General features: G+C 48.0%; 9 protein-coding genes and 6 tRNA genes. 14 read left to right on the forward strand and 1 reads right to left on the reverse strand.

All coding sequences use genetic code 11. The features are described 5' to 3' along the window. The first annotated feature begins 11 nt into the window (after positions 1 to 11). The 11 genes from ACOSVP_RS16005 (at position 12) to ACOSVP_RS16055 (ending at position 7699) form a co-directional block, all read left to right on the forward strand. A complete protein-coding gene (locus ACOSVP_RS16005) occupies positions 12 to 1268 on the forward strand; it encodes a D-amino acid dehydrogenase (RefSeq protein WP_487348484.1) in 1257 nt (418 codons plus the stop codon). A gap of 9 nt (positions 1269 to 1277) precedes the next feature. Continuing rightward, complete coding sequence (alr, locus tag ACOSVP_RS16010) at positions 1278 to 2369, forward strand: alanine racemase (protein WP_487348485.1); 1092 nt, start codon at positions 1278 to 1280, stop codon at positions 2367 to 2369. 222 nt (positions 2370 to 2591) lie between these two features. Continuing rightward, the gene (gene alaS, locus ACOSVP_RS16015) at positions 2592 to 5210 is read left to right on the forward strand and encodes an alanine--tRNA ligase (RefSeq protein WP_487348486.1); all 2619 of its coding nucleotides are present in this window, start codon (positions 2592 to 2594) and stop codon (positions 5208 to 5210) included. A gap of 50 nt (positions 5211 to 5260) precedes the next feature. Then, positions 5261 to 6502: an aspartate kinase gene (locus ACOSVP_RS16020; RefSeq protein ID WP_487348487.1), complete on the forward strand. Its 1242-nt coding sequence runs from the start codon at positions 5261 to 5263 to the stop codon at positions 6500 to 6502. A gap of 136 nt (positions 6503 to 6638) precedes the next feature. After that, positions 6639 to 6827 carry a carbon storage regulator CsrA gene (csrA, locus tag ACOSVP_RS16025; RefSeq protein ID WP_067211923.1) on the forward strand — a complete coding sequence of 63 codons (189 nt, stop codon included), beginning with the start codon at positions 6639 to 6641 and terminating at the stop codon, positions 6825 to 6827. A 63-nt stretch (positions 6828 to 6890) separates the two neighbouring features. Further along, positions 6891 to 6980 (forward strand) — tRNA-Ser (locus tag ACOSVP_RS16030). A 15-nt stretch (positions 6981 to 6995) separates the two neighbouring features. After that, positions 6996 to 7072, forward strand: a tRNA-Arg gene (locus tag ACOSVP_RS16035). Between the two features lie 73 nt (positions 7073 to 7145). After that, positions 7146 to 7222, forward strand: a tRNA-Arg gene (locus ACOSVP_RS16040). A gap of 25 nt (positions 7223 to 7247) precedes the next feature. Further along, positions 7248 to 7324 (forward strand) — tRNA-Arg (locus ACOSVP_RS16045). Between the two features lie 195 nt (positions 7325 to 7519). Beyond that, positions 7520 to 7609, forward strand: a tRNA-Ser gene (locus tag ACOSVP_RS16050). Between the two features lie 13 nt (positions 7610 to 7622). Further along, a tRNA-Arg gene (locus tag ACOSVP_RS16055) sits at positions 7623 to 7699 on the forward strand. A 54-nt stretch (positions 7700 to 7753) separates the two neighbouring features. Here the strand turns inward: ACOSVP_RS16055 and ACOSVP_RS16060 are convergent. Continuing rightward, positions 7754 to 8725 (reverse strand): tRNA dihydrouridine synthase, encoded by a 972-nt coding sequence (locus ACOSVP_RS16060; RefSeq protein ID WP_487348491.1) that lies wholly within the window; start codon positions 8723 to 8725, stop codon positions 7754 to 7756. A 151-nt stretch (positions 8726 to 8876) separates the two neighbouring features. Here ACOSVP_RS16060 and ACOSVP_RS16065 point away from each other — a divergent pair, with 151 nt between their 5' ends. The 3 genes from ACOSVP_RS16065 to ACOSVP_RS16075 are packed head-to-tail and all read left to right on the forward strand — an operon-like array spanning position 8877 to position 12137. Beyond that, positions 8877 to 9131 carry an OadG family protein gene (locus ACOSVP_RS16065; protein WP_487348488.1) on the forward strand — a complete coding sequence of 85 codons (255 nt, stop codon included), beginning with the start codon at positions 8877 to 8879 and terminating at the stop codon, positions 9129 to 9131. Positions 9132 to 9161: 30 nt separating this feature from the next. Then, positions 9162 to 10949, forward strand: coding sequence for a sodium-extruding oxaloacetate decarboxylase subunit alpha (gene oadA / locus ACOSVP_RS16070; RefSeq protein WP_487348489.1), 1788 nt, complete (start codon positions 9162 to 9164; stop codon positions 10947 to 10949). Between the two features lie 15 nt (positions 10950 to 10964). Then, positions 10965 to 12137 carry a sodium ion-translocating decarboxylase subunit beta gene (locus ACOSVP_RS16075; RefSeq protein ID WP_487348490.1) on the forward strand — a complete coding sequence of 391 codons (1173 nt, stop codon included), beginning with the start codon at positions 10965 to 10967 and terminating at the stop codon, positions 12135 to 12137. The last annotated feature ends 358 nt before the right edge of the window (positions 12138 to 12495 follow it).

Here is a 12495-nt window from a genome sequence, read left to right on the forward strand (position 1 = left end):
AGAGGTTTGCTATGAAAGTTTGTATTTTGGGCGCAGGTGTTATCGGTCTGACATCAGCTTATTATCTGGCTAAGAAAGGTATGCAGGTCACCGTGGTGGATCGTCAGCCGGATGTGGCGTTAGAGGCGAGCTTTGCCAACGCAGGTCAAGTATCACCAGGCTATTCCGCGCCTTGGGCTGCACCAGGTGTGCCGTTGAAAGCCATTAAATGGTTGTTTGAGAAGTATGCACCGTTAAAAATTAGCCCAGAATTAGAGCTTAAAAAAATAGCATGGATGTCGAAAATGTTGGCCAACTGTACGGCGTCCAAATACAACACCAATAAATCACGTATGATGGCGTTGGCGGAGTACAGCCGAGATTGTTTTATCGATCTGCGTAAAGAGATCGGTATCCAATACGATGATGGCCAAGGGGGCACCTTACAGTTGTTTCGTAGCGATGCCCAAGTTGAAAGCTCGGAGAAGGATATCAAGGTGCTGAAATCTTTGGGGGTGGCGCACCAAGTGTTAAACCCAGCAGAGATCTTAAAAGTCGAACCCGGCTTAGCGCCCGTGATTGATAAGTTTAAGGGCGGTCTACGTCTAACGGGGGATGAAACGGGCGACTGCTTCATGTTCTGTAACGCATTGAAAAAACAGTGTGAAAGCTTGGGTGTGACGTTTAAGTTTAATACCAATATCACTAAGCTAGTGGTGGAGCAGGGTAAGATTCAAGCCGTTGCCACGACAGAAGGGGATATTGGCTGTGAGCAGCTGTTAGTTTGTTTGGGTAGCTACTCGAAAGAAATGCTCAAAGCAATTGGCATCGATGTGCCGATTTACCCAGTTAAGGGTTACTCTTTGACAGTACCTATTAGCGACGCTAAGTTCGCGCCGACATCGACCATTATGGATGAAACCTATAAAGTAGCGGTCACCCGTCTTGGCGATCGTATTCGTGCCGCAGGCACGGCCGAACTGGCTGGTTATAATCTAGACTTACCTAAAGCGCGCACCGCGACCATTACTCACGTGGTCAGTGATGTTTTCCCGCAAGGTGCTGACTTGGCTGAAGCGGAGTACTGGACCGGCTTGCGCCCAATGACACCCGATGGCACGCCCATTATTGGCGCGACCTCAATTAAAGGACTGTATCTCAACACAGGACATGGCACATTAGGTTGGACCATGAGTTGCGGCTCAGCAGCCGTTATTGCTGATATCATGGCAGGTGAGACAACGGCGATTGATTCGTCAAGCCTGGCAGTAAAACGTTACGCAAACTAAGGGGCAGAGATGTCAAGGCCACTTACAGCGACCGTCGATTTAGAGGCGATCCTGTCCAATTATCGTTATGCAAAGCAACTGCACCCAACATGCAATGCCTTTGCCGTAGTAAAAAGTAATGCTTACGGCCACGGTGCTGTGCGCGTTGCACAATATCTAGAAGGCGATGCAGACGCCTTCGCAGTGGCTTCCATTGAAGAAGCCATGGAGCTTCGTGAAGCAGGGATTGAAGCGCCGATTATGCTGCTTGAAGGCATCTTCGAACCTTCCGAATGGGAATTATGTGTCGAGCATAATTTCTGGACTGCCTTGGAAAATTCCATGCAGTTGGAAAGCCTGTTGGCATTAGGCAAGTCGATCGAGAAAGTATTCGTTAAGTTAGATACGGGGATGCACCGTTTAGGTGTGAGCAAAGAAGTGGCGGCGCAATACGTTGCCACGTTACGCGAATCAGGCTTGGTGGGTGAAGTCTTGTTGATGACACACTTTGCTTGTGCCGATGATTTGGCGGATTTAACCACCATGAAACAGCTGACCTATTTCGAGCAAGCACGTCAGCTGATCGGTGGCATCGAAGCCAGTGTGGCCAACTCAGCGGCCATTATGAAGTGGAGTGTGCCCGAGGGCGGTTGGATTCGTCCGGGTATCATGCTCTATGGTATTTCGCCGTTTGCTGAAGTCAGTGGTGTCGAGCTAGGTTTAAAACCAGCCATGACACTTACCTCTAAAGTGATCTCTGTGCGAGATGTGAAAGCGGGCGATCAAGTAGGCTACGGCCTATCTTATCAAGCCGAACAGGATCATCAGCTGGTGACCATTGCGGTGGGCTATGGGGATGGTTATCCACGCGCGGCCGACCACGGCACGCCGATGTTAATCAAGGGTAAAGCCGGTGAGCTGGCGGGACGGGTTTCCATGGATATGATTACTGCTAAGTTTTGTTCCAGCCCGAGCACGCCAGCCAAGATCGGTGATGAGGTGGTGCTGTGGGGCAATGGCGTACCAGTGGAGAAGGTCGCTTATTGGTCTGAGACCATCGGTTATGAGCTGGTAACCCGTATGACGGCTCGTCCGAAATTTGTCTACAAGGATGAAGCATAAGCTTCATCTGACTCTTCTTTGCACGATTTGGTGATGATAAAGCATCACCAAATCGCTATTTTTGATCAAAAATTAACGAAATTCATTTTTTAGGTTTTGATCAACTACGCCGTTTGCGTGTACTATTTTCTACCTTTCTAAAGCACTGAAGCGGCCTTCTTGTTAAGGCGGTCGTGCTGTTTTATTCGCCAGATATTTTTAGAGATAGAGTCTCATCCAATTATGAAGAGTTCTGAGTTACGCCAAGCCTTTTTGTCTTTCTTTGAAAGCAAACAGCACCAGATCGTGGAATCAAGCTCCTTGGTTCCAGGTAATGACCCGACCCTGTTGTTTACCAACGCGGGCATGGTGCAATTTAAAGATGTATTCCTAGGTGCTGATCAGCGTCCTTACACACGTGCGGCCACGTCCCAGCGTTGTGTACGTGCCGGTGGTAAACACAACGACCTTGAAAACGTAGGTTACACGGCGCGTCACCATACATTCTTCGAAATGTTGGGTAACTTCAGCTTTGGTGATTACTTCAAAGAAGACGCTATCTCTTACGCGTGGGAATTCCTAACCGGTGTTCTTGGTCTGCCAAAAGAAAAGCTGCTAGTGACGGTTTACGCAGAAGACGATGAAGCCTACAACATCTGGAAAGATAAGATCGGCGTACCGACTGAGAAAATCATCCGTATTGGTGATAACAAGGGCGCACGTTACGCATCAGATAACTTCTGGGCGATGGGCGATACTGGTCCTTGTGGTCCATGTACGGAAGTCTTCTACGATCACGGTGAGCACATTTGGGGTGGGCCTCCAGGTTCTCCAGAAGAAGACGGCGACCGTTTCATCGAAATCTGGAACGTCGTATTCATGCAGTACAACCGCTCTGCGGACGGCACTATGGCGAATCTGCCTAAGCCTTCTGTGGACACAGGTATGGGTCTTGAGCGTATTTCTGCGATTTTGCAGGGCGTTCACTCTAACTACGAAATCGACCTATTCCAAAACCTAATTAAAGCGGCAGCAGCAGCGGTCGGTACAGAAGATCTGTCTTCTCAATCACTACGCGTTATTGCTGACCACATCCGTTCATGTTCCTTCATGATCGTCGATGGTGTGGTGCCTTCAAACGAAGGTCGTGGCTATGTACTACGTCGTATTATTCGTCGTGCGGTACGTCACGGTAACAAGCTTGGCCAGAAGCTACCGTTCTTCCACAAACTAGTGGCAGCACTGGATGCGGAAATGGGCGAAGCTTATCCAGAGCTAAGTAAGTTGGCTGACCGTGTTGCTTCTATCTTGCTAAAAGAAGAAGAGCAGTTCGCGAAAACCCTAGACCAAGGTATGCGTATCCTTGAAGAAGCCATCTCTAACCTAGGCGATAGCAAAACCATCCCAGGTGAGACCATCTTCAAACTGTACGACACTTACGGCTTCCCTGCGGACTTAACTAATGACGTGGCACGTGAAGCGGGTCTTGAGATCGATGAAGCGGGCTTTGAAGCGGCAATGGACGAGCAGCGCGCTCGTGCTCGCTCTGCTAGCAACTTCAGCATGGACATGTCAGGTTCAGTCAGTGTTGACGGTAAAACGGAATTTACGGGTTACAAACACCTAGAAGGACAAAGCCCAGTTGAGCAAATCCTGGTTGAGGGTGAGTCCGTTGATACGCTACAAGCGGGTCAAAAAGGTCTAGTGATCCTAGCAGAAACTCCGTTCTACGCTGAGTCCGGTGGTCAGGTCGGTGACCAAGGTTGGTTCCGTGGTCCAGCAGCGGTCAAAGTAAGCAACACGACTAAGCAAGGCAAAGTACATTTGCACCATGTTGAAGTCCGTGAAGGTACGTTGAAAGTTGGTGATGTGGTGACAACCGAAGTAGACAAGTCACTGCGTAATGCGATTGCATTGAACCACTCGGCAACGCACTTGCTACACGAAGCGCTGCGTCGCGTGCTAGGTGATCACGTTCTGCAAAAAGGTTCTTTGAATGATCCTGAGCGTCTACGTTTTGACTTCTCTCATTTTGAGGGCATGACACCTGCAGAGCTTGAACAAGTAGAAGACATGGTTAACGAGCAGATTCGTCTAAACCACGAAACTGTGACGGAACTGATGGATGTGGAGTCAGCGAAAGCAAAAGGTGCGCACGCACTGTTCGGTGAGAAATACGAAGCCGAAGTTCGCGTTCTAACAATGGGTTCTGAATACTCGATCGAATTGTGTGGTGGTACGCACGTTAAGCGTACTGGTGACATTGGTCTATTCAAGATTGTTCAAGAAAGCGGTATCGCGGCAGGCGTGCGTCGTATCGAAGCGGTAACGGGTAAAGCTGCGATTGACGTAACACGTCAAACAGATGCGTCTTTGTCTAAAATTGCCGGTCTGTTTAAGGCAAGCAAAGAAGCGGCACTAGATAAAGTTGTTGCTCTGAATGATCAAGCACGTGCACTACAGAAAGAAATCGACCAGCTTAAGTCTAAGTTGGCGGCGCAAGCAGGTGCGGACTTGGCTTCTCAAGCAGAAGACATCAATGGTGGTAAGCTGTTGGTGGCACAAGTTGAAATCGACGATCCAAAAGGTCTACGTGATCTATTGGATGAGCTGAAGAGCAAACTTGAGTCGGCGGTGATCTTGTTAGCGGCGGTCAACGATGACAAAGTTAGCTTGATTGCTGGTGTGACCAAAGAATTGACGTCTAAAGTGAAAGCTGGCGACCTAATCAAAATGGCGGCTCCATATGTGGATGGTCGCGGTGGCGGTCGTCCTGATATGGCACAAGCAGGTGGTAGCAAGCCTGAGGGTGTGGCTGAGGTACTGGCTGTGGTTCCTGACTGGGTCAAGGAACGAGTATAGTTAAGTAATACGCGCCCCTCTGGGGCGCTTTTTATTTGGGATGACGAAATATGGCATTGTTAGTTCAAAAATATGGCGGCACCTCAGTGGGCTCGGTAGAGCGTATTGAAGCAGTGGCTGATCGTGTCTTGAAACACAAGCAGCAGGGAGACGACATTGTTGTCGTGGTGTCGGCCATGAGTGGTGAAACCAATCGCTTAATCGAGTTGGCGAAAAGCATTCAAGGTACGCCTGATGCCCGTGAAATGGATGTTCTGTTATCCACTGGTGAACAGGTCACCATCGCGCTATTGAGTATGGCGCTGATTAAGCGTGGCTTGCAGGCAAAGTCTTACACGGGTAGCCAAGTTCGTATCACCACCGATAACGCACACGGTAAAGCGCGTATCCAAGATATTGATACGGAGTCCATGCGTGCCGATTTAAACGAAGGCAAGGTGTTGGTCGTGGCTGGCTTCCAAGGGGCGGATGAATTCGGCAATATTACCACCCTAGGGCGTGGTGGTTCGGATACCACAGGGGTGGCGCTCGCGGCGGCGTTGAAAGCCGATGAGTGTCAAATCTACACTGATGTGGATGGTGTCTACACCACCGACCCGCGAGTGGTTGACAGTGCCCGTCGTCTAGAAAAAATTACCTTCGAAGAAATGCTTGAGATGGCGAGCCTTGGCTCGAAAGTACTGCAGATTCGTTCTGTTGAGTTCGCCGGTAAATATCAAGTGCCATTACGTGTGCTGTCGAGTTTCACCGAAGGTGAGGGCACGCTTATTACAACTGATGGAGAGGTCTCTATGGAACAGCCAGCGGTTTCTGGTATCGCATTTAACCGAGATGAAGCAAAACTCACCTTGAAAGGTGTGCAGGATGTACCGGGTGTGGCGTCTAAGATTCTTGGTCCAGTCAGTGATGCCAATATTGAAGTGGACATGATCGTTCAAAATGTATCGAAGGATGGTACCACTGACTTTACCTTTACGGTTCATCGCAATGACTACGAAAAAGCACTAAAAGTGTTAGAGGTGGTTGCAAAAGAGCTCAATGCCAAAGAAATTTTGTCAGATGATAAGATTGCCAAAGTCTCTATCGTTGGTGTCGGAATGCGCTCCCATGCTGGCGTTGCGACGAATATGTTCAAAGCATTAGCAGCTGAGTCAATTAATATTCAACTTATCTCCACATCTGAGATCAAAGTGTCTGTCATAATTGATGAGAAATATATGGAACTAGCCGTACGCTCATTACATTCGGCATTTAAACTTAACGAACCGAATGCAGGTGTTAGCGAAGCTTAACACTTTGATACAAGTTCATAGTTAAGTTGTATAGATTCGAACCAAGAGAGCGGCTACAATTCACCTTGTAAGGAAATCCCTACAAACGTCGTAAGGGGTTTCTGACATATCACAAGGATATTAAAGGAGAAGTGTAATGCTTATTTTAACTCGTCGCGTTGGTGAAACTCTAATGGTTGGTGATGAAGTATCAGTAACGGTACTAGGCGTCAAAGGCAACCAAGTACGTATCGGTATCAATGCACCGAAAGATGTTTCTGTGCACCGTGAAGAAATCTATCTTCGCATTCAGAAAGAACAAGACGACCAATCTTCAGAAGATTAAAATTTTTTTAAAAAAAGTCTTTACATAACAAATGGGGTCTCTATAATACGCCGCACTTGTTACGGAGAGTTGGCCGAGTGGCCGAAGGCGCTCCCCTGCTAAGGGAGTATGGGGTGAAACTCATCGAGGGTTCGAATCCCTCACTCTCCGCCATTTTAAATGTGCTGTGCATCCGTAGCTCAGCTGGATAGAGTACTCGGCTACGAACCGAGCGGTCAGAGGTTCGAATCCTCTCGGATGCGCCATTTAAAATACAGAGAAGACAAGTTAAAATTAGCTAAAACTATCCTTTTAGTTAATCGTGAAAATTTTAGATATGCATCCGTAGCTCAGCTGGATAGAGTACTCGGCTACGAACCGAGCGGTCAGAGGTTCGAATCCTCTCGGATGCGCCATCTAAAATGACAAACAAGTAGTTACGCATCCGTAGCTCAGCTGGATAGAGTACTCGGCTACGAACCGAGCGGTCAGAGGTTCGAATCCTCTCGGATGCGCCATTACTTACCTTTCTCAGTAAGTTCTAGATTTCCCTTTTATTTTTTATCTACCAATGATTCTGCTTGTTCATAGCGGATTTTGCGTTTTTGAATTTTAGATCTCTACTGATTGTTTTTATTAAGATTTTTAAAAATCTTACGGTATTTTGGGTTGCGTTTGTGAGACTGAGTATTCATAATACGCAACACATCGACGGAGAGTTGGCCGAGTGGCCGAAGGCGCTCCCCTGCTAAGGGAGTATGGGGTGAAACTCATCGAGGGTTCGAATCCCTCACTCTCCGCCATGTTTTTAAATGTGCATCCGTAGCTCAGCTGGATAGAGTACTCGGCTACGAACCGAGCGGTCAGAGGTTCGAATCCTCTCGGATGCGCCATTTAACCCTTCTAAGACATCCTGTCTAATTTGCTTCCCTAATAAATTTTTCGTTTCAGTTTTGTATTGATCGCATCAATGCCTTTAGCTCGTCTGTATGCTGTGTGCTACGAATCGCTCTGAGATTTTCAGCAATCACTGGCCAATTCTGGCGTAGGTGGGCGCTCCACTGTTTGATGCGACCTAATGTGGCAAAGTTATCGTAGTGTTCCAGTAACTCATCAATGTAACCATTCATCAGTGCGAACAGCTCTTCTAAAGTGCCTTGCTTACCACCTTTTAGTTCACGGAAGATAAATGGGTTGCTTAGGCTGCCGCGGCCAATCATAAAGTGCGTACAGCCCGTAATGGCTACACAACGTTCTAAAGACTCGCGATCAAGAATGTCACCGTTAGCAATGATGGTCATGTTTGAGCGTTGCACCGCTTCACCAATCTTCTCCCAGCGTGCCGCTGGACCATAACCATCTTTTTTAGTGCGACCATGAATGGTCAAGGTGCTAGCACCTGCTTGTTCAATCGCATCTAAGTTTTCAAAGAATAGCGTTTCATCTAGATAACCGAGACGCATTTTAGCGGACAGTGGGATGTGTGTTGGCAAAGCTGAGCGTACTGCGTGAACTACAGCGTACAATGCTTGCGGATCTTGTAGTAAAAATGAGCCGCCACCGTGTCCGTTAACACGCTTAGCAGGGCAGCCAAAGTTTAAATCAACGTGAGTGGCGCCCGCTTCCCCCGCTTCACTAGCGGTTTGTGCCATGGTTTCAATATTAGAGCCAAGCAGTTGCAAGTGGACCGGATGGCCGTTGGGCGTTTGGGCTTGGTGATTGAGCTCGGGTACTAGGCGTTTTAAAGAGTGGGCTGGAACACAGCGTTGTGTTACGCGGACGAACTCAGACACTAGGTAATCCATTCCTCCGACACGTGATAAAAGTGTCCGCATTGTATGATCCATGACACCTTCCATTGGTGCGACCGCCAGTATGATATCCGATGGTGATTGATTAGCGGTGGCGCGATTTAGCATGTTCACGTTGTCAACATCCAAGCAAAAAAATATGAAAACTATATGCTTTGTGATACAAAAGAATGCATATTGGGGAATTATTGTGCATCACAGCATTTGTGGAGTACGGATAACCGCGCCCTGAATTATTCAGATTTTAATGGAAAGTGCTATGAATAACTTAATTAACGATGGCTTTGGCTTGATGTTGCTAGGGATGGGGTTTGTGTTTGTCTTCCTGTGCCTATTGATTGTGGCAACAGGGTTTATGTCGAAACTGATTAACCGATATTTTCCTGAAGCCGCTCCGGTAATGAAGAAGCCTGCTATGACGGCAAGTTCTACGCCAGCAGCGGGTGCTTCGGCAACGGACCCGAAAGTTGCTGCCGCGATTACTGCAGCCATTCACCAACATCGTAACCGTTAATTCTCATCAGAAACGATTAGAGGCCACAATATGTCTAACAATAAACAACCACTTGGCATCACGGATGTCGTATTACGAGACGCTCACCAATCCTTGTTCGCAACGCGTATGCGTATCGATGACATGCTTCCTATTGCGGAGAAATTGGATCAAGTTGGTTTTTGGTCATTAGAGTCATGGGGCGGCGCGACCTTTGACGCATGTATTCGTTTTATTGGTGAAGACCCATGGGATCGCATTCGTGAACTGAAGAAAGCGATGCCTAATACACCACAACAAATGTTGCTGCGTGGTCAAAACCTTCTGGGCTACCGTCACTATGCAGACGATGTGGTGACAAAATTCGTTGAGCGTGCGGCGAAAAACGGTGTGGATGTGTTTCGTATCTTTGATGCGATGAACGATCCGCGTAACCTTGAAACCGCGATTAAAGCAGTGAAAGCGGAAGGTAAGCACGCCCAAGGTACTATCTCGTACACTAAGAGCCGCGTGCATACGCTGCAAAACTGGATTGACTACGCGAAAACCCTAGAAGATATGGGCGCGGATTCCATCGCTATCAAAGACATGTCCGGCATTTTAACGCCGTACGATGCGTTTGAATTAGTTGGCAAACTAAAAGACCAAACGCAATTGGAAGTGCAATTGCATGCTCATGCGACCTCTGGTCTATCTGATATGACCATTCTTAAGGCGGTCGAGGCAGGTGTTGACCGTGTTGATACGGCGATTTCATCAATGTCGATGACTTACGGTCACTCGGCGACAGAATCTATTGTGGCAGCACTTCAAGGTACAGATCGAGATACAGGCTTGGATCTGGCGAAACTTGAAGAAATCGCAGCCTACTTCCGTGGTGTGCGTAAGAAGTACGCTAAATTTGAAGGCTCTCTACGTGGTACCGATTCCCGCATCCTGATTGCTCAGGTTCCAGGTGGTATGTTGACTAACATGGAAAGTCAGCTGCGTGAGCAGGGCGCTTCCGATAAGTTTGATCAGGTACTTGAAGAGATCCCTCGTGTTCGTGAAGATCTTGGTTTGATTCCTTTGGTCACACCAACGTCGCAAATCGTAGGTACTCAAGCGGTACTGAATGTTCTAACAGGCGAGCGTTACAAGTCGATCTCTAAAGAAACGGCGGGCGTTCTTAAAGGTGAATACGGTGCGGCACCAGCCGAGTTCAATAAAGAGCTGCAAGCGCGCGTACTGGATGGTGCTGAGGCGATTACTTGTCGTCCGGCAGATTTACTTGAGCCTGAGATGGACAAGCTGTCTGCAGAATTGACGGCGTTGGCGAAAGAGAAAGGTGTGAAACTCGCGTCTGAGCAAATTGATGATGTACTGACCTATGCCTTGTTCCCTCAGATTGGTTTGAAATTCCTACAAAATCGTGGTGATACATCTGCGTTTGAACCAGCTCCAACGCTAGAAGATGCGGCGCCTGCTGCGGCGCCAAAAGCGGCACCAACTGACGGCCCTGCTGTATACACAGTAAATGTATCGGGTCAGAGTTTTGTGGTGCAGGTAACGGAAGGCGGTGATGTGAGCAATATCCAACCTGTTGCCGCTGCACCACAGGCGGCCGCTGCTCCGGCACCAGTCTCTGCTGGTGAGGATGTGCCAGCACCGCTTGCGGGTAATATCTTCAAAGTCTTGGTTGCTCCAGGCCAGCAAGTGGCAGAAGGTGAAACCGTGATGATTATGGAAGCGATGAAAATGGAAACAGAAATCTCTGCGCCCAAAGCTGGCACAGTAGCATCTGTCTATGTGAAAGAGGGTGATGCCGTTCAAGTTGGCCAAGCCCTGCTTGCATTGTAATAAGGTTGATAACGAATGGAACACAAACTACTCAACCTGTATCACGATACAGGCATTTACCAACTAGAACTTGGCCAAGCTATCATGATGGCTGTGGGTTTGTTGTTGGTGTACCTAGCGATTAAAAAAGGTTTTGAGCCTTTACTACTATTACCTATTGGTATTGGTGCTGTGTTAGTAAACATTCCAGGTGCGGGCTTTATGTCGGCACCGGTTTACGATGCGGCGGGTCATATGGTGTCACCAGGTGGATTGCAGTACTACATCTATCACGGTGGTATCGAGACAGGCCTATTCCCATTACTTATCTTTATGGGGGTGGGGGCGATGACCGATTTTGGACCAATGCTTGCTAACCCTAAGACTCTGTTATTAGGGGCAGCAGCACAGTTTGGTATCTTCGCAACGGTCATTGGTGCGGTGCTGTTGGGGGCTTCTGGCATCATGGACTTTACCCTAGCGGATGCGGCGGCAATCGGTATTATCGGTGGTGCGGATGGTCCGACGGCAATTTTCGTTGCTAGCCGCTTAGCACCAGAGCTATTGGGTGCAATTGCCGTAGCTGCCTACTCATACATGGCGCTTGTACCATTGATTCAGCCACCGATTATGCGTGCACTGACGTCAGTGGAAGAGCGTTCCATCAAGATGGAGCAGCTTCGTCATGTGTCTAAGGGAGAGAAAATCGTCTTTCCTATTACGGTAACCATTCTAGTAGCCATGTTCTTACCATCGGCAGCACCTCTATTAGGTATGTTCTGTTTCGGTAACCTGATGCGTGAATGTGGCGTAGTAGATCGTTTAAGTGATACCGCACAAAACGCCTTGATCAACATCGTAACGATTTTCCTTGGTCTTGGTGTGGGTTCAAAGCTAAGTGCAGAAGCCTTCTTGAATATCGAAACACTTGGTATCTTGTCGCTAGGTTTGATTGCCTTCTCGATTGGTACCGCTGCGGGTGTTTTGATGGCGAAGTTGATGAACAAGTTTTCATCAACAGCGATTAACCCTCTTATTGGTGCGGCAGGTGTTTCGGCAGTACCAATGGCGGCACGTGTTGCGAACAAAGTGGGTCTTGAGGCTAACAAACAAAACTTTCTACTTATGCACGCGATGGGACCAAACGTTGCAGGTGTAATCGGTTCTGCTGTAGCGGCCGGTGTGATGCTTAGTTATGTTGGTGGCTAATTAGCATAACCCAGAGTGCGTTTTCTAAAAGCCCGCTACTGAAATCAGTAGCGGGCTTTTTGGTTTTAGGGCTACGGCTAATTTTTTAACCCCCTCCCAGCCTCCCCCTTGGCAAGGGAGAGGGGCTTAGTTCTGTGGCTATGCGATATTTCATGTTCCCTCCCCTTAGTAAGGGGAGGGCTAGGGTGGGGTTGGAGATCGTGCAACCTCCACGGAAGACCATTGATAACGACTTTGTCTATTTATTGATCGGTAAATGCTTGATTGCGATCAATAAGTAATCAATTTTGCGTTTTTCTCTTATAAATTCGATGTTTTTTAAAATTATTTCAAAAAGTGCTTGCGCGGAAAATTCTGA

Source organism: Marinomonas sp. HM11-D (assembly GCF_057626615.1).